This window comes from Pseudomonas sp. A1230, assembly GCF_044218825.1.
GTDB classification, from domain to species: Bacteria; Pseudomonadota; Gammaproteobacteria; order Pseudomonadales; family Pseudomonadaceae; genus Aquipseudomonas; species Aquipseudomonas iridis.
The window spans coordinates 4,307,708-4,330,087 of sequence record NZ_CP162582.1 but is presented as its reverse complement, the minus strand read 5'-3'; the positions used below and the strand labels follow the sequence as shown (position 1 = coordinate 4,330,087).

Sequence of the window (22,380 nt, the reverse complement as noted above, 5' to 3'; positions counted from 1 at the left end):
CTTCAACAGGCGCCTTTTTCACGGCCGGGATTTGTCTCAATCCCTGTGGCAAGGGAATTTTATTCCCCGATCGACTGCACATCAGTCGCCTGCAGTTTCAACCTGCTCACCACCAAGCCTCATTCACCACCACGTGAACGTTCTGTACATCCGGCTTAGAACTTATAGCCCAAACCGACCATGTAGATGAACGGATCCACATCCACATTCACCCGTGCCCGAGTGCCCGGTGCAACGGCGTTGTTTTCAACGGTCGCGCGGGTGTCGATATCGATGTAACGCACTTGAGCGTTGAGCATGATGTTGTCGGTGATCATGTAATCCGCGCCGACCTGCCACGCCAGACCCCAGGAGTTTTTCGCCTTGAAGTTGCTGAAGCCGTTGGCGCTGGCTTCACTGCCGACGTGTTCGTCGTAGATCCAGGTGTAGTTGATGCCGCCGCCGACATACGGCTGGAAAGCCGACTTCGAATCGAGCGGGTAGTAGACGACGCTGAGGGTCGGTGGCAGGTGTTTCAGCGTGCCGAGTTTTCCGTTGGCTGCTGGCAGGGCAGTGCCTTTGAGCTTCACGTCATGTTCGAACGGCGTGGCTGCAAGCAATTCGATACCGACGTGATTGGTGAGCATGTAAGCGAAGTTCAAACCCAGTTGAGTATCGCTGCTCATGGTCGCCTTGCCGCCCAGATTGGCGCCGCTCAACGGACCCTGATCGACCTTGACGCTGGAGCTGTCGGCCTTCGGGTTGACGGTGATTGCACCGGCACGGATCAGGATGTCGCCGGCTTCGTGGGCGTGGGCGAGCGGGGCTGCGAGCGCGAGGGCAACCAGCGAAGCGCTGAGCAAGGACTTGTTCATGGGGGCTCCAAAAGGACATTAAAATTTTCTGATGTCCTATTGTAAGAAGCCGTCTGATCCGGTCTTTTGACTCAGCTCAATGAAACAGTGAAGGGGCGGGTTTTTGTGGGATTTTGAAGGGCCTCTTCGCAAGCAGGCTCGCTCCCACCTTGGAATGTAATCTCCTGTGGGAGCGAGCCTGCTCGCGAAAACGATAGGTCAATCAGCACAAAATTACCGGCATTCACTCTGGCAGCTCATACACATAAATCTTGTCTGCCTCCATCTGATACCCGGCATCCGCCAGTTCACTGCTGGACGCCTTGACCTGCATCGGCCCCTCGATCCAGTAAGGCTGATATAGCTCATCGAGCTTCACCCCGAGTTCGCTTTTCACATGCACGATCTGGTTCGACGGTGGTGGCGGCACGTGGATGCAGGCGCCGAAATACGGCACCAGCAAAAAGTCCGTGGTGCGCCCCTCTTCATTGACTTCCAGCGGCACGATATAACCCGGCAGGCGAATGTTCTGGCCGTCGAGGCTCTGCACCACCGGGGCATTCGGCAAGTCCTGTTTGGCTGCTGGCGCCGACTCAGCCGACAGCGCATCGCTCATCTTCGACAGGTCGTGCAGAGGCGTCATGTTCGGCACTTCCGGCGCGGCGTCCGGCGGGATCATTTCCGACCAGGTCAGGTCTTTTGGCGCGGCTGCCCATACGGGCAGGGCGACCAGTAATAACAGCGCGAGCAGTGCGCGGGGCATGGTGAACATCCTCATAAACGGATCGACAGGCCATCGGCCAAAGATTGGCGATAGGCGCGCCAGGCCGGCACGCTGCCCATCAGCAGCGCGGCCGCCAGAATGCCACCGAGCAGCGTCCATTCATACTCGCTCGGCCACGCCAGCGGCAGGAACAAACCGTAATTGGCCTGCACGTAACCCTGCGCAGCAGCAATGCCGATGTACAACAACGCCAGTCCGGCGATCACTCCGGTCAAAGCCAAGGCAAAGGCTTCCAGCACCAGCAGACTTGCAATGTGCCACGGTCGCGCACCCACCGAACGCAGGATCGCCATCTCGCGGCGCCGCTCGTTGAGGCTGGTGAGAATCGCCGTAAGCATGCCGATCAACCCGGTCAGCACCACGAACAGCGAGACCACGAACAGCGCTTTTTCGGCGGTGCTCATCAGGCTCCACAGTTCCTGCAAGGCCACGCCCGGCAGGATCGCCAGCATCGGTTCGCCACGGAATTCATTGATCTCGCGTTGCAGGGCGAAGGTGGAAATCTTGCTGTTGAGGCCCAGCATGAACGCGGTGATCGCTTGCGGCGTCAGGTCCATGTTTCGCGCCTGATCCGCGCTGATCCGCCCGTTGCCACGGGCCGGCACGCCGTTGTGCCAGTCGATGTGAATCGCCTCCATGCCGCCAAGGCTGATGTGCAGCGTGCGATCCACCGGCGTACCGGTGCGCTTGAGAACGCCGACCACGGTGAACGGTTTGTCGTCGTGTTTGACCAGACTGATCGCGGCCACGCCATGGGCCAGCACCAGTTTGTCGCCGAGCTTGTAATGCAGCGCGTCGGCCACTTCGGCGCCGAGCACCACTTCAAATGGATCGGTGGCAAAGGCGCGACCTTCGGCCAGCGCCAGATGCTGCTGGCGGCCGTATTGGTAATGCTCGAAATAGGCTTCGGTGGTGCCCATCACGCGGTAGCCGCGGTGGGAGTCGCCCAGCGACATCGGGATCGCCCACTTCACTTTCGGGTTGTTGGCGAAGTGTTCGAAGCTGTCCCAACGGATGTTGTTGGTGGCGTTGCCGATGCGAAACACCGAGTACAGCAGCAGGTTCACCGAACCGGAACGGGCGCCGACAATCAGGTCAGTGCCGCTGATGGTGCTGGCGAAACTGGCTTTGGCTTCGGTGCGCACACGCTCGACGGCGAGTAGCAGGCAGACCGACAGGGCGATGGCGAATGCAGTGAGCAACGCGGTGAAGCGGCGGTTGGCCAGGCTGGCCATGGCCAGACGAAACAGATACATCTCAGACCTCGGCAGACGTGGCGGCGCGATTGAGCTCGGCCAGGGACAGATGACGGTCGAATAGCGGTGCCAGACTCTGGTCGTGGCTGACGAACAGCAGGCTTGAACCGGCCTCGCGGCATTCGGCGAACAACAGGCGAATGAAATTTTCCCGGGCGTCGTAGTCCAGCGCCGAGGTCGGTTCGTCGGCGATCACCAGTTCTGGCTGACCGATCAACGCACGGGCGGCGGCGACCCGTTGTTGCTGACCAATGGACAGCGAGTCGGCGCGGCGACTGAGGATGCTTTCGTCCTTGAGGCCCAAATGCGCGAGCAGGGTGGCGGCGGCTTGATCGACACTGCCGTGACGCTGTTTCGCCCGTTCAGCGCGCAATTTCGAGAAGTGGCAGGGCAACTCGACGTTCTCGCGCACCGAGAGAAACGGCAGCAGGTTGAACTGCTGGAATATGTAGCCGGTGTGGTCGACGCGGAATGTGTCGCGGGCACCGGCCGAGAGTTCGGTCAGCTCCTGGCCCAGCAGACGAATGCTGCCGCGATCAGGTTTCTGCACGCCGCCAAGCAAGCCGAGCAGGGTCGTCTTGCCGCTGCCGCTGGGGCCTTTGAGGAACAGGGTTTCACCCGCTTCCAGCCGAAACGCCGGGATGTCCAGCAGCAGTGGGTGACCGGGCCAACTGAAGCCCAGGTCGGACAGTTCGATGAGTGCTTGGGTCATGACACCAATTTCATGGTTGAACACGGAACCCCGTAGGAGCTGCCGAAGGCTGCGATCTTTTGATCTTGCTTCAAAAGCCCAGGATCAAAAGATCGCAGCCTTCGGCAGCTCCTACAGGGGATTTTCGGTGTTTTTAGAATTTCAGCGAGGCAGCCTTCGCCGTCACTTCCGTACCTTGCTGGCCGCTTGCGCTGATCAGTTGTACCTGAATTTTCTGAGTCGCCGGGAAGGTGCTGAAGACAGTCGCCAGATCCAGCGTCTTCAGTGCGCCCGGAGCTGCGCACTTGAACTGATAGTGCGCGTGGATTTCGCTGTGGTCGTGGTGATGCTCGTGGCTGTCCTTGCCCGCTTCATCGTCGTCATGGTCGTCATGGTCGTCAGCATCCGGCTTGTCACCGAACAGTGGGCTTTCCAGTTCCTGACTGACCACTTTGCAACCGGCAGCGGCTGGCAGGTTGAACAGGGCCAATGGCTTTTCAAGCTGCGCACGGGCGGCGGCAACCTTGGCCTTGTCGGCGTCCGTGGTGGCGGCATGTTCGAAGCCCACCAGATTCATCGCCGGGCTTTCCAGCTCAAGTTCCAGCGTCTGGCCATCCAGTGCCGCGTTGAGACGGCCAACGCCATGTTCATGCGCGCCGAGGCTGCCGTGTTCATGGTCGTGATCGTGGTCATGCTCATTGGCAGCATGGGCGATGGCCAGCGGCAACAGGGCAAACGGCAAAGCGAGCAGCAGACGGCGCATGACGGTCTCCGAACAGTAAAATGAAAAGTTTGTTATGTAATCTTATAACGAAAGTGCGCAGAGTTTGCCCGTGCGTTCCGCTTTGCGCAAGACATGACTGAGCACCGCCTGGGATGGGTTCCGGGGCGGCGCGTAGATTGGAGGGCACATTCTTAGAGTCAGAAGCCTGCGCCGGGATATTCGAACCAATAGTGTCCCGATAGGACATGGTTGATCAGATCTGCGCCGAGCACGCTCGGTGCATCGCGAGAGAAGCGCTGGCGCCATGCTGGCAGCCACCAGTAATTGATGGCCGTTCCGCGTGGAAGTACGACCAGTGTCATCACTTCCCTATCGATTCTTTCTTCTACATAGAGTTGATGGCTGTAATCCATGAAGCCCATGTACTGACTGATCGGCAACTGGAACATCAGGGCGGTGGTGTAGATTTTTTCGCTCTGACTGAAGGATGGGCTTCGCAGTATCTGCAACGCTTCGCAGACATACACCTGTGGTTGGCCCGCAATCTTTTGGCCTTCAGGCGTGGATAGCACGTCGAAGCGGTCGTCCATATCCCGCCAATCAATTCGGCTATTGCCTTCAAAGTAATTGCGAATCACGACGGTGAGCGGACCCGGCGCGGTGTCGTTGGAGGTACAGGCTGCCAGGTCGGCGGGTGACCAGAAACGCCATGCCACGATCAGCAGAAGGGGGAGTGTCAGGAGTATCCAGAGGAGTCGGTTCATTGTGGTTTGCTGTGCTTATAACGTCGGAAAATGGTGAAGTCATGGTCACTGTCTACCGCATTGCCCGACGCATTTCGAAAACCTGCATCGTTGACTTCGACTTTGTCCCAGCCTGCGGAAATGCAGACGCCCTGTGTTAGCACAAAACCGACGTGTCCGCTGGCATCCGAGTAGTTGACAGCGTAAGCACCTACGTCGCCCGGCAGAGGCGAGCGCTCTACTTTCCAACTATTGAGCAGTCGTGAACTATCAGCCCATTCACCTGCTAGCGGTGGACTGACCTTGGAGAAATACGGAAGATATTTGGATTTTCCATGTTCGATCAAGGCTACGTTGACCCCGATCGAAGTCAGTACGTCATAAACAAACAGATTGCATTTGTTTGTGTTTGCCGAGAATTCCACACTTTGCTCTAGCGTTGGATGCGACAGAGACTTTTTGCTTTTGTTGCCCGCCCATTGAGTGGAGCCTCGGTGTGAAAGCGCCTCCATCAGTATTCGGCGCGGCATATCCTGAATGATCACCTTCACGGTGCGGGTCTCGTTTCTGCGTTTGACCCCGTATTCCACCTCGTAAAAGGTGTCATTCGAAACCGCACCGCTGGTGGACAGGGGCACTTTCACCCATGGAGAGACGGCAACGATCGACAGAGATTTACCTTCGGTCAGCGTGGCCGTGTGAATCGCCTTTGTCGCCCCGGATGCACCGACAATCTGAACGGTGACTTCGTGATTATCGCGGGTTTTTATTGACGGTAGTTTCTTTGTACCCGAGAGGGTTATTCCGGTTTGCCCCTTCTCAGAGATGAGTGAGTAAATTCGGGGTTTGTCATCGTTTTGAATAATGTTGTCGTCAATGACCAGTCCATCCACCAGCAACTGAAATTTAACGCCTTTAGGTGGCTGCATCAGAAAGTCTTTAAAGACCAGTTTGATTTCCGATTTCATGGCAGGTCCTGATTCATAGGTTCTTCGTAGGCGTAAAACGTCCACTCGGAATCTTCACCTACCAATAGGGTGTCGTAATCCGCGTGGTTTTCAACCGGGTGTTCACAGCCCTCGCCCGTGGCGTTACAGGTGCTGTCTTGCAAGACAGACACCTTTTTCTTGTCCTTGAGTTTGTAGGCCAATCCGGGTTTTTCGATGTCGTCCAAGCGTTCAATGATGACTTGCAAATACTGATACGAAGTCACCGCGGCAATTGGCGGACCCATGTCGATCGGGGCAGGGCGGCCTATTCCTGCAAAACCACTGTGTTGTTGGGGCAACAACTTGTTGGACATGGGCGGGCAGCCGCAGGCGACATAGTCATCTACCAACGCAGCCGGGCCAGCAGGCAATATCAGTGTTCTTTCACCCACCGCCACGATCGGACCTTTGCCGGGGCCGCACACCGGACAACTGGCCAATTGTCCGATTGAGGCGATGATTTTCCCTTCGATATTGAGGTTTTCGTTCCCCTCAAGAACCACGCCGCCCGTTGAGGTCGGGCCTCCCTTTGACGCCAGTTTTCGTCCTGAAGACATGGGTATCCTTCCCATGAAAAAAAAGAGAATGTAGTGGATAATCCGGGTTCTGCCAGCCACCGACACTTGGCGTTACACAAGCCCCGTGGGAGCATGCAGGTCAGAAATGTGCGGGAGCGAACTCAATGTTGCGGATACGCGGAACCGTTGGTGACTTGCCGGTGGATTTGACGGTGGAACTGGATGACAGCGATTGGGCCAGGCTCGGTTCGGCCTTGAATGCGCAGGCGCCGATTGCTCAACCTGAAGGCGTTGCGACGACGCCAGCGGCGAAACCGCTGAACCAGGACGATGCCTTGTGGCAGCTCGCCAAGGATCTGTTGCGCAAGGCCGGGCAACTCAGCGGGCCGGACTTGCTGGAACAGCTCGAAGGGCTGACCGGCAGCGCGGTATCAGGCAAGCGCCTGCTGGTGCGACTGCGACACAGTGCGGATGTGAAGGTGATGAGCGGCGGGGATACGCCGCTTTACAGCTGGGTAGAGTAGCGCGCAAAAAGCAAAAGATCGCAGCCTGCGGCAGCTCCTGCAGGTTCAGCGTTCACCCGCAAAACGGGTGGCAACTGCGATCCCCCTGTAGGCGCTGCGGCACGCTGCGATCTTTTGATCTTCAGTAAAGCGCAGCAAACATCTTGCGACGGTAAACAGTCACCAGCGGATGCTCGTTGCCCAACAACTCGAAAACCTGCAACAACGTCTTGTGCGGCAACCCTTCGCCATAGCTGCGATTGCGGATAAACAACTTAAGCAAGGCATCCAGCGCCGCTTCATATTGCTGACGCGCCAGTTGCTGGATCGACAGTTGATACACCGCTTCGTCGTCCTGCGGATCTTTCGCCAAACGTGCTTTCAGGTCGGCGGCGTCCGGCAGGTCGCGGGCAAGGCCGAGGAACTTGATCTGGGCCTTGGCCCCGGCCAGTGCGGCTTTGTGCTCATCGCTCTTGACCGCATCAAGCACGGTTTGCGCTTCGTCCAGTTCACCACGTTCAGTCAGGCATCGCGAGTAGAGAATCAGCGCCTTGGCGTTGGTGTTGTCCTCATTAAGCATCACCACCAGCGCCGCTTCGGCATCTGCGTAGCGACCGTCATCGAACAGCGCCTGAGCCTGTTCGAACGGATCGGCTGCGGCTGGCGGCGGCATCTGCACATGCGGTTCGAGCAAGGCGCGCACGGCGGATTCCGGTTGGGCGCCGGCAAAACCGTCCACCGGTTGACCGTCCTTGAACAGCACCACGGTCGGCAGGCTGCGAATGCCGAAACGGGCGACGATGTCTTGCTCGATATCGCAATTGACCTTGGCCAGCAGCAGCTCGCCCTGATAGCTCTCGGCAATGCCCTGCAGCATCGGCATCAACGCCTTGCACGGCGCGCACCACTCGGCCCAGAAATCCACCAGCACCGGTTTGTTGAAAGAAGCCTCGATCACCGACTGGTCGAAATCGGCAGTCGTGGCGTCGAAGATGTACGGCGTTTGCTGACTCATGGGGAATCTCTTTTAAGCGTCAATGAACGCACTATAAGGGGTGAAGCAAAAGATCGCAGCCTTCGGCAGCTCCTACAGGTTTATCGTTCATCCGCAATATTGGCGGTGGACCCGACCACTGTAGGAGCTGCCGCAGGCTGCGATCTTTTGGCGTTATCAATCACGCCGCGCATGGTAAAGGCTGACATGCCGAAATTCTTCCGGCTCAGCCAGATCCGGCAAAGTCATCGCCTCCAGCATCTCAATGCGTTCATACAACGGATGGCGAAAATCCCGGACCCGCGAATCCGCCACCAATGCCTCGCGGCCACGGCTGAGAAACGCATCCAGCAACGGCAGATTCGCCCGGTCGTACAACACATCCGCGACCAGGATCAGATCAAAGCGATCCGCCTCGGCAAAGAAGTCCGTCGAATAACTCATCTGCACATCATTGAGCGCGGCATTCGCCCGACAGGCGGCAATCGCCAGCGGATCGAGATCACAGGCCACCACTTCCAGCGCGCCGGCCTTCACCGCCGCAATCCCGGCGATGCCGGAACCGGCGCCGAAATCCAGCACGCGCTTGCCGCGTACCCATCCGGGAAACTCAGCCAGATAGCGCGCCACCGCCAGACCGCTGGCCCAGCAAAAGCTCCAGTACGGCGGCTCATGCAGGATTCGCTGGGTTTCTTCCTGGCTGAATTCGCGCGCCATGTTGTCGCCGTCGATCAGCCAGAGCTGTAAATCAGTCCCGGGCAACGCGCAGGCCTTGAGTCTGGCGTCGCCGAGCAATTCACCCAATGCCTGTTGCAGGTCGAGCGGTGCATTCATGGTGCTTTGACGAATTGCAACTGGCCCAACGCCTGCGTGGTCGGCTGGGTGATGGTTTGCGACGGTAGATGCAGGATCAGTTGGCCGGACTGACTCGCCCGGCCACGCAGCTCAACCCGCGCCCCCGCTGGAAAGGCCTCGGGATTGAAACGCACGTGGAATGGCAGGATCTGGTTGGTGCCGATCAGGCTGGAACTGGCGAGCAGTTGTTGCGGGCGATCCTTTGCATCGATCACCAGCAGCGCCAGTTCGACTTCGGCACCGGCCGGCACACCTTGCAGGGTGCCGCTCAGTTCGCGTTGATGAGCGGGCAGCGGGCCGAGGGCAGCGGCCTGATTGGCTTTTTTCTGCGCCTGCTGCGGCGCCGGTCCTGGTGTGGGCGGTTGAGGCTTGGGCGCATCGCTGCCACAGGCCACCAGCAGGCTGAAAAGACTGAGCAAAACGAGCGGACGTAAAGGCATTGGCAGCTCCGGCAAAATGAAATCCATGGATCAAACGATCATGCCCGTCTGTATACCGCAAACCCTATGTCTTGTCTTGCCACCGGGATGCGCTACCATGGCCCTCCCTTTTTTTGTTGCCAGCCACCATGCACTGTCCCTTCTGCGGTGCCAACGACACCAAGGTCATCGACTCGCGTCTGGTCGCCGAGGGCGAACAGGTGCGCCGCCGGCGTGAATGCCTGGCCTGCGGCGAACGTTTCACGACATTCGAGACGGCCGAACTGGTGTTGCCGCGCCTGATCAAAACCGATGGCAGCCGCCAACCGTTCGACGAAGAAAAACTGCGCGCGGGCATGCAACGCGCTCTGGAGAAACGTCCGGTGAGCGTCGAGCGCCTCGAATCCTCTCTGGTCCACATCAAGCACAAGCTGCGCGCCACCGGCGAGCGCGAGGTCAAATCCCTCGTGGTCGGCGAACTGGTCATGGCCGAGCTGCAAAAGCTTGATGAAGTCGCCTACATCCGTTTCGCTTCGGTGTACAAGCGCTTCCAGGACCTCAACGAGTTCCGCGAAGAAATCGACCGCCTCGCCCGCGAACCGGTGAAAGAATGACCACCGTCGCCGAGCAGGCCATCCTCGACGCCCACTTCATGGCGCGTGCGCTGGAACTGGCGCGCAAAGGTCACTACACCACGCACCCCAATCCTCGGGTTGGCTGCGTGATCGTGAAGGACGGGCAGATTGTCGGCGAAGGCTGGCACGAGCGCGCCGGCGAACCTCACGCCGAAGTCCACGCCTTGCGCGCCGCCGGTGAGCTGGCTCGCGGCGCTACGGCATACGTCACCCTCGAGCCTTGCAGCCACCATGGGCGCACGCCGCCGTGCGCCGATGCGCTGGTCATTGCCGGTGTCGGCCGAGTGGTTGCGGCAATGCGTGATCCGAATCCGCAAGTGGCCGGGCGCGGTTTGCAGCGTCTGGCCGATGCCGGCATTGCGACTGAAAGCGGCGTGCTGGAAGCCGAAGCGCGCAGGCTCAATCACGGATTTTTGAAGCGCATGGAGCACGGCCTGCCGTTCGTGCGCGTCAAGTTGGCCATGAGTCTGGACGGTCGCACGGCGATGGAAAGCGGCGAGAGCCAGTGGATCACCGGCCCGTCCGCGCGTTCGGCGGTGCAGCGTTTGCGTGCTCAGGCGGCCGTGGTGCTGACCGGCGCCGATACCGTGCTGGCCGATGGCGCGCGCTTGACGGTTCGCGCCGACGAACTGGGTCTGGATGCCGAACAAACCGCATTGGCCATGAGCCGCCCGCCGCTGCGGGTTTTGATCGACGGGCGTCTGCGGGTGCCGCTTGATGCGCCGTTCTTCAAGGCTGGCCCGGCGCTGGTCGCGACCTGCATGGCCGTCGAAGAGCAATACGCCAACGGCCCGGAATGTTTGATCGTGCCGGGTGATGACGGTCAGGTCGACCTGCATCAATTGCTGGTCGAGTTGGCCAACCGTGACGTCAACGAGGTGCTGGTCGAGGCCGGTCCGCGTTTGGCGGGGGCGTTTGCCCAGCTCGGTCTGGTCGATGAGTTCGTGATCTTTATCGCCGGCAAGTTCCTTGGCTCCACGGCGCGTCCATTGCTGGACTGGCCGCTGGCCTATATGAAGGATGCGCCGGAGCTGAAAATCACTGAAATTCGTGCGGTGGGCGATGACTGGCGAGTCACTGCCATCCCTGTCCTTACGGCGAGCGTATAATTCCCGGCCATCGCGTTAGCGCTGGCTTCGTTCTCAAGGAGAACCCCATGTTTACCGGCATCATCGAATCCATCGGCAGCATCCGTGCAATGACCCCAAAGGGCGGCGATGTACGGGTGCATGTTGAAACCGGCAAGCTCGACCTGAGCGACGTCAAACTCGGCGACAGCATCGCGGTCAACGGCGTCTGCCTGACGGCTGTCGAGCTGCCGGGCAACGGCTTTGCCGCCGACGTCAGCCGCGAAACGCTGGACTGCACCGCCATGAATGACCTGAAAAGCGGCAGCCCGGTCAATCTGGAAAAAGCCCTGACCCCGACCACTCGTCTCGGTGGTCACCTGGTCAGCGGTCACGTCGACGGTGTCGGCGAAATCGTCTCCCGCGCCGATAATGCCCGCGCCGTGGAGTTTCGCATCCGCGCACCGAAAGAACTGGCCAAGTACATCGCCCATAAAGGCTCGATCACCGTCGACGGCACCAGCCTGACCGTGAACGCAGTCGATGGCGCCGAGTTCATGCTCACGATCATTCCGCACACCCTGAGCGAAACCATCATGGCTTCCTACAAGCCGGGTCGTCGGGTGAACCTGGAGGTCGACTTGCTGGCGCGTTATCTGGAGCGCCTGCTGTTGGGCGACAAAGCCGCAGAGCCGAGCGCTGGTGGCACGATTACCGAAAGTTTTCTGGCCGCCAACGGCTACCTCAATTCCTGACTGAAGGGGGTGCCTTGTGGCGCTCAATAGCATCGAAGAACTGGTTGAAGACATCCGCCAAGGCAAGATGGTCATCCTCATGGATGACGAAGACCGCGAGAACGAAGGCGACCTGATCATGGCCGCCGAGTGCTGCAAGGCCGAACACATCAACTTCATGGCCAAGCACGCCCGTGGCCTGATCTGCATGCCGATGAGCCGCGAGCGCTGCGAGCTGTTGAAGCTGCCGCTGATGGCACCACGCAACGGCTCTGGGTTCGGCACCAAGTTCACCGTGTCGATCGAAGCGGCCGAAGGCGTGACCACCGGCATCTCCGCCGCTGACCGTGCACGCACCGTGCAGGCTGCCGCCGCGAAAGACGCCAAGGCTGAAGACATCGTCAGCCCCGGCCACATCTTCCCGCTGATGGCTCAGGCTGGCGGCACCCTGGCGCGCGCCGGCCACACTGAAGCCGCTTGCGATCTGGCGCGCATGGCCGGTTTCGAGCCAAGCGGCGTGATCTGCGAAGTGATGAACGACGACGGCACCATGTCCCGTCGCACTGAGCTGGAAGCGTTCGCCGCTGAACACAACATCAAGATCGGCACCATTGCCGACCTGATTCACTACCGGATGATCCACGAACGTACCGTTCAGCGGATTGCCGAGCAGCCACTGGACAGCGAACTGGGCCAATTCAACCTGGTGACCTATCGTGATTCGGTAGAAGGTGACGTACACATGGCCCTCACGCTGGGCACTGTTTGCGCTGAAGAGCCAACCCTGGTTCGCGTGCACAACATGGACCCGCTGCGCGATCTGTTGATGGTCAAGCAGCCTGGTCGCTGGAGCCTGCGCGCCGCCATGGCTGCCGTTTCCGAGGCCGGCAGCGGCGTGGTGCTGTTGCTGGGTCACCCACTGGATGGCGACGTGTTGCTGGCGCATATTCGCGAAACCGGCGATCAGGTGCCGGCGAAAAAACCGACCACTTACAGCATCGTCGGTGCCGGTTCGCAGATCCTGCGTGACCTCGGTGTGCGCAAAATGCGCCTGATGTCGGCACCCATGAAATTTAATGCGATATCCGGTTTCGATCTGGAAGTTGTAGAATACGTGCCCTCCGAATAATGACCGGTTGTTTCCGGCCCTGAATTCGCGGCAAATAAATCACTGAGGGACGCGTAGCAGACGCGTCCCGGCTCTTTAAGAGAACTGACGAATGACCCTGAAGACCATCGAAGGTACCTTCATCGCCCCTAAAGGCCGCTACGCTTTGGTAGTGGGCCGTTTCAACAGCTTCGTTGTTGAAAGCCTGGTCAGCGGTGCAGTTGATGCCCTGGTTCGCCACGGCGTGAGCGAAAGCGACATCACCATCATCCGCGCTCCTGGCGCCTTCGAAATCCCGCTGGTTGCGCAGAAAGTCGCTCAGAAAGGCGAGTTCGCAGCAATCATCGCCCTCGGCGCGGTCATTCGTGGCGGTACTCCGCACTTCGAATACGTGGCAGGCGAGTGCACCAAGGGCCTGGCCCAGGTGTCCATGGAGTTCGGCGTTCCGGTTGCGTTCGGCGTCCTGACCGTTGATTCCATCGAGCAAGCCATCGAACGTTCCGGCACCAAGGCCGGTAACAAAGGTGCTGAAGCTGCCCTGTCCGCACTGGAAATGGTCAGCCTGCTGGCACAGTTGGAGGCCAAGTGATTAGCGACGAAAGCGATCGTTTCAACCCGCGCGACCCACGTCCAGCGGACGCCGGCAAGCCTTCGAAAAGCGAGAAGCGCCGCGCTGCCCGTCAGTTGGCGACTCAGGCTTTGTACCAGCGGCTTCTGGCCGGCACTTCGCTGAACGAAATCGAAGCGCAGTTTCGCGTCGATAACGATTTTACCTTTGCCGATGCCAGCTACTTCCACGACATCCTGCACGGTGTTCCGGCCAACCAGACCGAGATCGACACTGCGTTGGCGCCGTGCCTGGACCTGACCATCGAAGAGCTGGACCCGGTTGAGCTGTGCGTGCTGCGCCTGTCCACCTGGGAGCTGCTCAAGCGCGTCGACGTGCCGTACCGAGTGGTGATCAACGAAGGCATCGAACTGGCGAAAGTCTACGGTTCGACCGACGGCCACAAGTTCGTCAACGGTGTGCTCGACAAGCTGGCCCCGCATCTGCGTGAAGCTGAAGTGAAGGCGTTCAAGCGCTGATACGCGCTTGATATCCAATGGGCGAGTTTGAGCTGATCCGCAATTTCTTCGCCGCCGCGCCTTGTGCGCAGGGCGGCGAGGGCGTTGCTCTCGGGATCGGCGACGACTGCGCCTTGCTGGCGGTTCCCCCCGGGGAACAGCTGGCAATCTCCACCGATACGCTGGTGGCCGGCGTGCATTTCGCCGATCCTTGCGATCCATATCTGCTCGGTCAGCGCTCGCTGGCCGTTGCGGTCAGCGATCTGGCCGCCATGGGCGCTACGCCCATTGCCTTTACCCTTGCCCTGACTGTGCCGACGGTGACCGCCGATTGGCTGCAAGCCTATGCCCGCGGTTTGAACCGCATGGCGCAGAGCTGCGGCGTGGCCCTGGTCGGTGGCGACACCACGCGCGGGCCGTTGAGCCTGACCGTCACGGTGTTCGGCCGCGTCCCCACCGGACTGGCCTTGACCCGCAGTGGCGCGCAGCCAGGTGATTTGCTGTGTGTCGGCGGTGAACTGGGCAATGCCGCTGGTGCATTGCCGCTGGTGTTGCGCCAGCGCGACGCCGCGCCGGACATCGCCCAGCCGCTGCTCGATCACTACTGGTCACCGCAACCGCAACTCGCGCTCGGTCAGGCGCTGCGCGGCAAAGCCACGTCAGCGCTGGATATCTCCGACGGTTTGCTCGCCGATTGCGGGCACATCGCGTTGGCGTCGAAGGTGCGACTTCAAATTGAACGTGAGCGTGTACCGCTGTCGGATGCACTAGTGGCGTTTCTTGGTCAGCGCGGTGCCGAGCGTGCGGCGCTGAGCGGTGGCGATGATTACGTGCTGGCCTTTACGTTACCGTCCGTCGAGTTGCCGGCACTGTTGGCCGATGGTTGGCCGATCCATGTTATCGGTCGTGTGGCAGAGGGGCAGGGCGTGGCGCTACTGGACCGCGAAGGGCACGACATCACCCCGCAAATCCGGGGCTATCAACATTTTCAGGAGTCACCGTGACAGATCACCCGAAACAGGTTCCGGCCGAATTCGTTCCGCCTTCTGTCTGGCGCAATCCCTGGCATTTTCTCGCCTTTGGCTTCGGTTCGGGCACCTTGCCCAAAGCACCGGGCACGTGGGGTTCGCTCGTTGCGCTACCCTTTATCCCGTTGTGGCAGATGTTGCCTGACTGGGGGTACTGGCTGATGCTCGGCATCACCATGCTGTTCGGCTTCTGGCTGTGCGGCAAGGTGGCCGACGATCTGCGCGTGCACGACCACGAAGGCATCGTCTGGGACGAAATGGTCGGGATGTGGATTACCCTGTGGCTGGTGCCGGAAGGCTGGTACTGGTTACTCGCGGGTTTCCTGGTGTTCCGCTTCTTCGACATTCTCAAGCCGTGGCCGATCCGCTGGATCGACCGGCATGTTCATGGCGGTGTCGGCATCATGCTCGACGACGTGCTGGCTGGCGTGTTCGCTTGGCTGGCGATGCAGGGGCTGGTGTGGGTATTTGCCTGATTCGAGGGTTGTCAGGTTAGAGAGGGTACTAAGGATGTCTCGGCGCTGGTTGGCAGGAGTGTTTTTGGCGGTGCTGGGCACTGTCGCCAGTGCGCAGGAAGCCGCGCCGATGCCCTCGGTGATTCATCTGGCCAGCGAAGTCTGGGAAGACTACACCGCTGCCGATGGCCATGGTCTTGCCTGGGATGTGATGCGTAAGGTGTTCGAGCCGGTCGGGGTAAAACTCGATATTCGCAGCGAACCCTATACCCGTTCTGTAGGGCTGGCGCAGCGTGCAGAAGTCGATGCTTGCGTGGGCTCCTATCACGAAGAGTTCAGTGATCTGCTCTATCCGCGCTGGAATTTCGATATCGATCACATCTATGCGCTGGGCCTTGCCAGCAACCCGGCGCCAACGCTGAAAACGTTGGGCAGCTATCGACTGGCCTGGGTGCGCGGCTACGATTACCAGAACTACCTGCCCAATGTGCAGAGCTTCAACGAAGTCATCCGACGCACCGGAATCCTGTCGATGCTGACCCACAACCGTGCCGACTATTACATCGACGCGCTGACTGAAATCAATTACGTGGTCAGTCGGGCGAGGGATCCGTCGCAATTTCGCACGACCCATGTTGCCGAGTTGCCGCTGTACCTGTGCTTCGCCAACACCCCCAAGGCGCGCACGTTGATGGCACTGTTCGACAAACGTATGGAGCAATTGGTGAAGAGCGGCGAGCTGAAACCGATTTTCGAGAAGTGGAAGCAGCCGTATCCGTTCGAGCAGCCGTGACGCGGATCGGTCGGTTCGAAACTGAACCCTGTGGGAGCTGGCTTGCCAGCGATGACGGTGTATCAATCGCAATATTATTCGCTGACCCACCGCAATCGCTGGCAAGCCAGCTCCCACAGGGACTCATGTTGTCGGGGAAGTCATCAAACTTTTTGATCGTTATGCCCGATAATTCAGCCTAAGCGTCTGTAGGAACCTGCTGTTACAATGCCGCCCAGCGAATCTTCAGACTTTTTTAGATCAGGAGCACACCGGTGCCTGTCGTTTTTGTTGCCGCTTCCAAGCTGCCAACGCCTTTTGCGCAATTCACCATGCACGGTTTTCTCGATGAAGCCACCGGCCGCGAGCACGTCGTACTGAGCTTGGGTGATTTCACCGACGGTGCCCCGGTACTCGGCCGATTGCATTCTGAATGCCTGACCGGTGATGCCCTGTTCAGCCAGCGCTGCGACTGCGGTTCGCAACTGGAAGGCGCGCTCAAGGCCATCGCTCGCGAAGGTCGTGGTGTATTGCTCTACCTGCGTCAGGAAGGTCGCGGCATCGGTCTGTTGAACAAGATCCGCGCCTATGAATTGCAGGATGGCGGCGCCGATACCGTTGAAGCCAACGAACGTCTGGGCTTTGCCGCCGACCAGCGCGACTACGCGATGTGCCTGCCGATGCTCGAACATTTGGGCGTGAAGGCCCTGCGTCTGATGACCAACAACCCGCGCAAGGTCAAAGCCCTGACCGACATGGGCATCGTCGTCGCCGAGCGCGTGCCGCTGCACACTGGCCACAACCCGCACAACAAACTGTATCTGGCGACCAAGGCCAGCAAGCTCGACCACATGATGGGCAATGAGCATCAGGGTGAGGTAGACAGGGCGTGACTCGCGGTCAGGTAAAGCGTCGCCTCAGCGTCGACTGGTGGAAATACCTGGCGTTAGCGCTGGTGCCGTTGTTCGTGCTGAATGCCGTGTTTGGTCAGGGCGAGGCGATTCTGCCGGTGCTGGCGATGCCGCTGTTCATTGCCGGTGTCGCGTCGATGTTCGTCAGCCTGAAGTATTTTGGCCGCTACAAACATGCGCTGATCGCTACGCAAAAAGCCCTCGATACAGCGGATGAGCCGGCAGCCTGGATCGCCCTCGCGGCAAGCCGCCGAGCGGCATTTCTCGCGGCCGCATTGCCTGCGTGGATCGGTGCACTGGCGGTATTTGTCGGCCTTGAAGCCATACCGCTGATGTTGCTGGCACTGTCCACCGTCGTGCTGTTTTACCTCTACCGTATCCCGCGTCAACTCGGCTGATGCACCGTCTCTGGCTGGCGGTTCTGCTGCTGGCCATCAATGGCCCTGTATTCGCCGCTCTGCGTGTGGTCAGCCTCGCGCCGTCTCTCTCTGAAATCGTCGTTGAACTGAATTCCGCCGATCTGCTGGTCGGCGTGCTGGATGCGGGCGAGCGGCCTGCTGCGATTGCGAATCTTCCCTCGGTGGGCCGCTATGGCCAACTCGACATGGAGCGTTTGCTCAGTCTCAAACCTGATCTGTTGTTGCTCTGGCCTGGTAGTGTCGGGCCGGCGCAGCGCGATCAGCTCAAGCGGCTGAACATCCCGACTTACGTCGCTGAATCGCACAGCCTTGAACAGCTTTCTGCGCAAATCGAAGCCATCGCCGGGCAACTGGGCCGGCCCGAGCGTGGGGTGAAACTGGCGACGGATCTTCGCCAGAAACTCGACCACCTGCGCCAGCGTTATCACCGGGACACGCCGCTTAAGGTGTTCTATCAGGTGTGGGACAAGCCGCTGTATACCGTTGGCGGGGGGCAGATCATCAGCGATGCGCTTGAGGTGTGCGGCGCGCGCAATGTGTTCGGCGACTTGAGCCTGCCGGCGCCGCAAGTCAGCATTGAGGCAGTATTGCAGCGAGATCCCGAGGTGATTCTGGCCAGTGATCAGGCGCAGCTGGATGCGTGGAAGGCATGGCCGCAGGTGGCGGCTGTAAAGCAGGGGGCATTGCTGCGGGTAACCGACAAAGGTCTGGAACGCCCGAGTGGCCAGATGATCGACGCCACCGCCAAGCTCTGCCACCTCATCCAGCCTGACAATTAACCCCTGTAGGAGCTGCCGCAGGCTGCGATCTTTTGATGTTGTTTTAGAAGATCAAAAGATCGCAGCCTGCGGCAGCTCCTACAGGGAGCATCAGCTACTTCAGAGGTTTCAGCGCAGTTCAGGCGTCCAGGTCACCCCAAACATCCAGGCCCGGCCTTCCTCGCGATAACCGTACTGGTTGCCGCCATAGCTGTAGTTTGCGCGGCTGTAACCCTTGTCCAGCAGGTTATCCACCTTCAGATCCAGTTTGATCTCCCGGTTCAGCGCCCAACTGCTGCGCAGACCGAACAACGCGTAACCACCTAGTGTTTGATTGTTGGTCAGGTCGTCATAGCTGCTGCTCACCGCCTGCCAACTGGCACCGACGCTCAGTCGATCAAACTGCCGATCCAGATCCCAACTCAACGTCCGCCGTGCTCGTCGTGCCAACGTATGGCCGGTATCACGGTCGCGCGGGTCGATGATCGCCACGCCAAGGTTGCTCTGCCAGCCAAACAATTCCTGCTTCAGCGCCGCTTCAAAGCCGTTGATCCGTGCTGAAGCCACGTTTTCCGGGCGTGAGTTGCTGCCGAAGATGATCGCGTCTTCAAGATCCGTGCGGTACAGCGACGCTTCCAGTCGACTGCTTTCACTCAACTGGCTACGCCATTGCAGCTCGTAGCTTTTCGAGGTTTCCGGTTTCAGGTTTGGGTTGCTGAAATCCGGGTAGTAAAGGTCGTTGAAGGTCGGTGCACGGAAGCCTTCGCTGTAGCTGAGCAGCAGATCGTTGTCCGGATTGAGCGGTAGGGTGAATGTGCCGCTCCAGGTGTTCTGACCGCCGAACTGCTGGTTGTCGTCGTGACGCAAACCGAGTTCGGTGGAGAAACTGTCAGCCTGATAACGGTGCTGGATGAACGCGGCGCGGTTCCAGCGGCTGTCCTCGTCGAACGCGGTGCTGCTATTGATCCGGTCTTCGTACCAGTCGCCGCCGAGGATCAGGCTGTTGCGTGCATCCAGGGTCAAGTCGTTCTGCCAGTTCACCGAATCGCGGTAAGTGTTGAACACTGTGCGCTCGTCGCTGAGCTTATCCAGTGTCTTTTCGCGGTTTTCGGTGTGGCCGAATTCAATGCGGGTTTTCCAGATATCGTTGACCCGGGCATCGACATAACTGCTGACGCTGCTAACGTTGAAATCGCTGTAGGGCTGTTGCTGGACCGATTCGAACGTGGTCATGTCGAAGCGTCCGAACGGATTGTCGAACTCGCTTTTGCCACGGTTATCCAGCAGGTTGGCGCCGACTTCTATGTCATCAGTCAGCGCATGGCTGAGGCTCAGGCTCACTGACTTGTTGCGGTAGGCATCGTGATCGCCGTCGCTCGGGTATGACTCATGAGTACGGTCGATCCCGGCGGTTTCATCCAGGCTGGCGCCAAGGTTGAAGCGGGTTTTGTCGTCGCCACCGGACAGGCCGAGGCTGCGTTCCCAGGTTTGATGGCTGCCGAAGCCGACATGCATGCGTGGTTGCACGCCTTGCTCAGCCCCGCGACGGGTAAAAATCTGAATTACCCCGCCAATCGCATCGCTGCCGTAAATCACCGAGCGCGAACCGCGCAGCACTTCCACGCGTTCGATCTGCTCGATGTTCAGGTGTTGCAGATTGCTGTCACCGGAAGTGGAACTGCCGATGCGCTGGCCGTCGACCAGCACCAGGCTTTGCGCCGACTGCGTCCCGCGGATATAGACCCCGGGCAAGCTGCCGCGCCCACCGGCTTGCGCCACTTGCACGCCCGGCACGCGACGCAGCAGGTCTGATACATCGCTCGGTTGCAGGCGATCAATGTCTTCGCGGGTGAACACAGTGTTGGCGGCGCTGCTGTCATTGCGCGCTTCGACCTGACGGTTGGCGCTGATCAAAACGTCCGGCAGCTTCAGCGCTTGATCCCGCTCGAAGGTGTCGGCGACAGCGCTAGCGGATGGCAGCAGGAAAAAGGGCAGGGCGAGGCGCGAGAGTTTCATGGCAATCCATCGGGAGTATCGGGTATACACAAATCAAATGTGGGAGCGAGCCTGCTCACGAATGCGGTGTATCAGTCAGAAATGATTTGACTGACAGTCCGCTTTCGCGAGCAGGCTCGCTCCCACAAGGGTATTGCGTTTACTTGTTAAGCAATTCCAGACGCTCACGAATCGACGCTTCGATCCCCGCTTCATCCAGCCCGCACTCGGCCAGCATCTGCGCAGGCTTTGCATGCTCGACGTAAACATCGGGCAGGCCCAGATGCAGCATCGACTTGAGGATATTCTCGCGGGCGAGAAATTCGCTGACTGCGCCACCGGCGCCGCCCATGATCGCGTTCTCTTCGATGGTCACCAGCAACTCGTGGCTGCCGGCAATCTCGCGCACCAAAGCTTCGTCCAGTGGTTTGACGAAGCGCATGTCGACCACTGTTGCATCCAGCTTCTCGGCGACTTTCAGCGCCTCGGCCAGTTGCACGCCGAACACCAGCAGGGCGACCTTGCTGCCCTGACGACGGACGATGCCTTTGCCGATTTCGATCGGTTCGAGGTCTTTCTCGATAGCCGCATTCGGGCCATTGCCGCGCGGGTAACGCACTGCCGCCGGGCCGTTGTACAGGTGACCGGTGGTGAGCATTTGGCGCAGTTCGTTTTCATCGCTCGGGGTCATGATGACCATGCCCGGGATGCAGCGCAGGTAGGACAGGTCGAAGCTGCCGGCGTGGGTCGGGCCGTCTTCGCCTACCAGGCCTGCGCGGTCGATGGCAAATAGCACGTCGAGGTTTTGCACCGCCACATCGTGAACGAGTTGGTCGTAACCGCGCTGGAGGAACGTCGAGTAGATCGCCACGACCGGTTTTGCGCCTTCGCAGGCCATGCCAGCGGCGAACGTCACCGCGTGTTGCTCGGCAATCGCCACGTCGAAATAACGCAGCGGGAAGCGCTCGCTGAACGCCACCAGATCCGAGCCTTCCTTCATCGCCGGGGTAATCCCGACCAGACGCGGATCAGCCGCGGCCATGTCGCACAGCCATTCGCCGAACACTGCCGAATACTTCGGCCCGCCGGTTTTCTTCGGCGCAGTGGCCGGCGCGTCGACAGGCTCGAGCTTGGTGATGGCGTGGTAACCGATCGGGTCGACTTCCGCCGGGGCGAAGCCTTTGCCTTTCTTGGTGACGATGTGCAGGAATTGCGGGCCCTTCAGGTCACGCATGTTGCGCAGCGTAGCGATCAGGGTCGGCAGATCGTGGCCGTCGATCGGGCCAATGTAGTTCCAGCCCAGCTCTTCGAACAGGGTGCCTGGAACCAACATGCCTTTTGCGTACTCTTCGGTGCGACGGGCGATTTCCCAGGCGCCGGGCAGGCGCGACAGCACTTTTTTACTGCCTTCACGCATGCTCGCGTAAGTGCGGCTGGAAAGAATCTTCGCCAGATAGTTCGACAGGCCACCGACGTTGCGCGAGATCGACATGTCGTTGTCGTTGAGGATCACCAGCATGTTGGCGTTGACTTCCGGCGCATGGTTCAGCGCCTCGAAGGCCATACCGGCGGTCAATGCGCCGTCGCCGATCACGGCAATCGCCTTACGATCACTGTTCTGCAGGCGGGCGGCAATCGCCATGCCCAGCGCTGCGCTGATCGACGTGCTGGAGTGGCCAACGCCAAAGGTGTCGTACTCGCTCTCGGCGCGACGCGGGAAAGCGGCGATGCCGTCCTTCTGGCGCAGCGATTCCATGCGCTCACGGCGACCGGTGAGGATCTTGTGCGGATAAGCCTGATGACCAACGTCCCACACCAGCCGGTCGTCCGGGGTGTCGAAGACGTAATGCAACGCGATGGTCAGCTCGATGACGCCCAGACCGGCACCGAAATGCCCACCGGTCTGGCCGACCGTGTAGAGCAATTCCAGGCGCAACTCATCAGCCAGGGTTTCCAGCTCGGCTTCGGCTAACCGGCGCAGGCCGTCCGGCGTATTCGCACGGTCGAGCAGGGGCGTGGTCGGGCGCTTGCGGGGAATCTCATGAAACGTCGTGGGCATCAGGCGAATCGTTATAGGTATAAAAGATGCGGCAGTTTACCTGATGCATCGCCCACTGCCCACGC

General features: G+C 59.8%; 26 protein-coding genes. 13 read left to right on the top strand and 13 right to left on the bottom strand.

Annotated features, from left to right (window positions below; genetic code table 11):
- Positions 1 to 155: 155 nt before the first annotated feature.
- From AB4P97_RS20285 to AB4P97_RS20250, 8 genes are all read right to left on the bottom strand, one after another.
- The gene (locus tag AB4P97_RS20285) at positions 156 to 854 is read right to left on the bottom strand and encodes an OmpW family protein (RefSeq protein WP_042561309.1); all 699 of its coding nucleotides are present in this window, start codon (positions 852 to 854) and stop codon (positions 156 to 158) included.
- Between the two features lie 223 nt (positions 855 to 1,077).
- Positions 1,078 to 1,596 (bottom strand): DUF3299 domain-containing protein, encoded by a 519-nt coding sequence (locus tag AB4P97_RS20280; protein ID WP_042562226.1) that lies wholly within the window; start codon positions 1,594 to 1,596, stop codon positions 1,078 to 1,080.
- A gap of 11 nt (positions 1,597 to 1,607) precedes the next feature.
- Complete coding sequence (locus AB4P97_RS20275) at positions 1,608 to 2,873, bottom strand: ABC transporter permease (RefSeq protein ID WP_395601540.1); 1,266 nt, start codon at positions 2,871 to 2,873, stop codon at positions 1,608 to 1,610.
- Between the two features lies 1 nt (position 2,874).
- The gene (locus tag AB4P97_RS20270) at positions 2,875 to 3,585 is read right to left on the bottom strand and encodes an ABC transporter ATP-binding protein (protein ID WP_042561307.1); all 711 of its coding nucleotides are present in this window, start codon (positions 3,583 to 3,585) and stop codon (positions 2,875 to 2,877) included.
- 133 nt (positions 3,586 to 3,718) lie between these two features.
- Positions 3,719 to 4,327 carry a DUF2796 domain-containing protein gene (locus AB4P97_RS20265; RefSeq protein ID WP_395601539.1) on the bottom strand — a complete coding sequence of 203 codons (609 nt, stop codon included), beginning with the start codon at positions 4,325 to 4,327 and terminating at the stop codon, positions 3,719 to 3,721.
- A gap of 158 nt (positions 4,328 to 4,485) precedes the next feature.
- Positions 4,486 to 5,052 (bottom strand): hypothetical protein, encoded by a 567-nt coding sequence (locus tag AB4P97_RS20260; protein WP_395601538.1) that lies wholly within the window; start codon positions 5,050 to 5,052, stop codon positions 4,486 to 4,488.
- Entirely contained in the window at positions 5,049 to 5,999 is a 951-nt protein-coding gene (locus AB4P97_RS20255; RefSeq protein WP_395601537.1) for a CHAP domain-containing protein, read from the bottom strand. Before AB4P97_RS20255 ends, AB4P97_RS20260 begins: the two co-directional genes overlap by 4 nt.
- Positions 5,996 to 6,577 carry a PAAR domain-containing protein gene (locus tag AB4P97_RS20250; RefSeq protein WP_395601536.1) on the bottom strand — a complete coding sequence of 194 codons (582 nt, stop codon included), beginning with the start codon at positions 6,575 to 6,577 and terminating at the stop codon, positions 5,996 to 5,998. Before AB4P97_RS20250 ends, AB4P97_RS20255 begins: the two co-directional genes overlap by 4 nt.
- Positions 6,578 to 6,702: 125 nt before the next feature.
- On the opposite strand from AB4P97_RS20250, the gene AB4P97_RS20245 reads away from it, so the two are divergent.
- Positions 6,703 to 7,062, top strand: a complete 360-nt coding sequence (locus AB4P97_RS20245; RefSeq protein WP_042561303.1) for a hypothetical protein — start codon at positions 6,703 to 6,705, stop codon at positions 7,060 to 7,062.
- Between the two features lie 121 nt (positions 7,063 to 7,183).
- On the opposite strand, the gene trxA is transcribed toward AB4P97_RS20245, so the two are convergent.
- From trxA to AB4P97_RS20230, 3 genes are all read right to left on the bottom strand, one after another.
- Entirely contained in the window at positions 7,184 to 8,056 is an 873-nt protein-coding gene (gene trxA / locus AB4P97_RS20240; RefSeq protein ID WP_395601535.1) for a thioredoxin, read from the bottom strand.
- 156 nt (positions 8,057 to 8,212) lie between these two features.
- Positions 8,213 to 8,869: a class I SAM-dependent methyltransferase gene (locus AB4P97_RS20235; protein WP_395601534.1), complete on the bottom strand. Its 657-nt coding sequence runs from the start codon at positions 8,867 to 8,869 to the stop codon at positions 8,213 to 8,215.
- On the bottom strand, positions 8,866 to 9,330 hold the full coding sequence (locus tag AB4P97_RS20230) for a YbaY family lipoprotein (RefSeq protein ID WP_115146582.1): 465 nt from the start codon (positions 9,328 to 9,330) through the stop codon (positions 8,866 to 8,868). Before AB4P97_RS20230 ends, AB4P97_RS20235 begins: the two co-directional genes overlap by 4 nt.
- Positions 9,331 to 9,458: 128 nt before the next feature.
- On the opposite strand from AB4P97_RS20230, the gene nrdR reads away from it, so the two are divergent.
- The 12 genes from nrdR to AB4P97_RS20170 all read left to right on the top strand — a co-directional run bounded on the left by nrdR (position 9,459) and on the right by AB4P97_RS20170 (position 18,282).
- A complete protein-coding gene (gene nrdR, locus AB4P97_RS20225) occupies positions 9,459 to 9,923 on the top strand; it encodes a transcriptional regulator NrdR (protein WP_007910946.1) in 465 nt (154 codons plus the stop codon).
- Positions 9,920 to 11,053, top strand: coding sequence for a bifunctional diaminohydroxyphosphoribosylaminopyrimidine deaminase/5-amino-6-(5-phosphoribosylamino)uracil reductase RibD (gene ribD / locus AB4P97_RS20220; protein ID WP_042561300.1), 1,134 nt, complete (start codon positions 9,920 to 9,922; stop codon positions 11,051 to 11,053). Before nrdR ends, ribD begins: the two co-directional genes overlap by 4 nt.
- Positions 11,054 to 11,100: 47 nt before the next feature.
- Positions 11,101 to 11,766: a riboflavin synthase gene (locus AB4P97_RS20215; RefSeq protein WP_042561299.1), complete on the top strand. Its 666-nt coding sequence runs from the start codon at positions 11,101 to 11,103 to the stop codon at positions 11,764 to 11,766.
- Between the two features lie 16 nt (positions 11,767 to 11,782).
- The gene (gene ribBA / locus AB4P97_RS20210; RefSeq protein ID WP_042561298.1) at positions 11,783 to 12,874 is read left to right on the top strand and encodes a bifunctional 3,4-dihydroxy-2-butanone-4-phosphate synthase/GTP cyclohydrolase II; all 1,092 of its coding nucleotides are present in this window, start codon (positions 11,783 to 11,785) and stop codon (positions 12,872 to 12,874) included.
- Positions 12,875 to 12,965: 91 nt separating this feature from the next.
- On the top strand, positions 12,966 to 13,442 hold the full coding sequence (gene ribE, locus AB4P97_RS20205; protein WP_003228649.1) for a 6,7-dimethyl-8-ribityllumazine synthase: 477 nt from the start codon (positions 12,966 to 12,968) through the stop codon (positions 13,440 to 13,442).
- Positions 13,439 to 13,939, top strand: a complete 501-nt coding sequence (gene nusB, locus AB4P97_RS20200) for a transcription antitermination factor NusB (RefSeq protein ID WP_042561297.1) — start codon at positions 13,439 to 13,441, stop codon at positions 13,937 to 13,939. Before ribE ends, nusB begins: the two co-directional genes overlap by 4 nt.
- A 17-nt stretch (positions 13,940 to 13,956) precedes the next feature.
- The gene (thiL, locus tag AB4P97_RS20195; RefSeq protein WP_042561296.1) at positions 13,957 to 14,922 is read left to right on the top strand and encodes a thiamine-phosphate kinase; all 966 of its coding nucleotides are present in this window, start codon (positions 13,957 to 13,959) and stop codon (positions 14,920 to 14,922) included.
- A complete protein-coding gene (locus tag AB4P97_RS20190) occupies positions 14,919 to 15,422 on the top strand; it encodes a phosphatidylglycerophosphatase A (RefSeq protein WP_011336134.1) in 504 nt (167 codons plus the stop codon). The genes thiL and AB4P97_RS20190 overlap by 4 nt, the downstream gene beginning before the upstream one ends.
- Before the next feature lie 34 nt (positions 15,423 to 15,456).
- Positions 15,457 to 16,194 (top strand): ABC transporter substrate-binding protein, encoded by a 738-nt coding sequence (locus AB4P97_RS20185; protein ID WP_042561295.1) that lies wholly within the window; start codon positions 15,457 to 15,459, stop codon positions 16,192 to 16,194.
- Positions 16,195 to 16,448: 254 nt separating this feature from the next.
- Positions 16,449 to 17,066 carry a GTP cyclohydrolase II gene (gene ribA / locus AB4P97_RS20180; protein ID WP_042561294.1) on the top strand — a complete coding sequence of 206 codons (618 nt, stop codon included), beginning with the start codon at positions 16,449 to 16,451 and terminating at the stop codon, positions 17,064 to 17,066.
- Positions 17,063 to 17,482 (top strand): hypothetical protein, encoded by a 420-nt coding sequence (locus AB4P97_RS20175; RefSeq protein WP_042561293.1) that lies wholly within the window; start codon positions 17,063 to 17,065, stop codon positions 17,480 to 17,482. Before ribA ends, AB4P97_RS20175 begins: the two co-directional genes overlap by 4 nt.
- Entirely contained in the window at positions 17,482 to 18,282 is an 801-nt protein-coding gene (locus tag AB4P97_RS20170) for a cobalamin-binding protein (RefSeq protein WP_395601533.1), read from the top strand. The genes AB4P97_RS20175 and AB4P97_RS20170 overlap by 1 nt, the downstream gene beginning before the upstream one ends.
- A 108-nt stretch (positions 18,283 to 18,390) precedes the next feature.
- On the opposite strand, the gene AB4P97_RS20165 is transcribed toward AB4P97_RS20170, so the two are convergent.
- Together AB4P97_RS20165 and dxs are read right to left on the bottom strand one after the other, a co-directional pair.
- The gene (locus AB4P97_RS20165; protein WP_395601532.1) at positions 18,391 to 20,277 is read right to left on the bottom strand and encodes a TonB-dependent receptor domain-containing protein; all 1,887 of its coding nucleotides are present in this window, start codon (positions 20,275 to 20,277) and stop codon (positions 18,391 to 18,393) included.
- A 139-nt stretch (positions 20,278 to 20,416) separates the two neighbouring features.
- Complete coding sequence (dxs, locus tag AB4P97_RS20160) at positions 20,417 to 22,315, bottom strand: 1-deoxy-D-xylulose-5-phosphate synthase (protein WP_042561290.1); 1,899 nt, start codon at positions 22,313 to 22,315, stop codon at positions 20,417 to 20,419.
- Positions 22,316 to 22,380 lie beyond the last annotated feature (65 nt).